Consider the following 659-nt stretch of genomic DNA (forward strand, 5'->3'; position numbering starts at 1 on the left):
TACTTTGCGCAATTCAAAATAGTGTTTTCGCCCATCAGGGTATTCCAACCATTGCTCGTAAGTGATCGCTTGGTTGTCGCTAAAGACTTTTTGGTCGGTATCTACGATTGGTTGCGCAATTTCTTTACTGTAGACATCCCACGGGCTCAAACCGACAAGTTGATGCTCTTTCTTGCCCGTTAACTCTTCCATCGCTCGGTTACAACCAGAGAAGACGCCATCGGCATTACGGTAATAAATCAAATCAGGTGACGCATCGATGAATGAACGTAACAAGGCGGTACGCTCTGCTAACTCTAATTGCGTTCGCTCACGCTGGAAAACCTCATTTTCTAAATCCTGCATCGCCTCTTCACGCGCTTCTTCCGCTTTAATCCGCTCTTCAATCTCTAGATTGAGCTTTTCGATGTTCTGCTGTAGTTGGAAGTTCAGTTCTTGGTCGCGTGAACGCATGTCTTTCAATTTAGAAACCAGCTTAGTCAATCGTTGACGAGACTCTTCTAACTGATCTACCACCACAGATAGGAAGTAAACGGCCCAGGGCGTGATTAGCAAACCAAAGAAAACGGAACGTACGATGTCGATATCATCGACGCGCCCTTTGAGAGCCAAAGTGATACCAACTTGTACGACGACAGCAAGTGCCACCAGCGCTAGGG

The 659-nt window shown here is 46.6% G+C and carries 1 protein-coding gene; it reads right to left on the reverse strand.

The annotated features are described in order from the left end of the window. Nucleotides 1–659 (reverse strand): PAS domain-containing protein (locus tag R7040_RS27130; RefSeq protein WP_318097693.1); only part of this gene is annotated, 659 nt, incomplete at both ends.

The sequence above is a fragment of the Vibrio sp. 1069 genome, assembly GCF_033340555.1.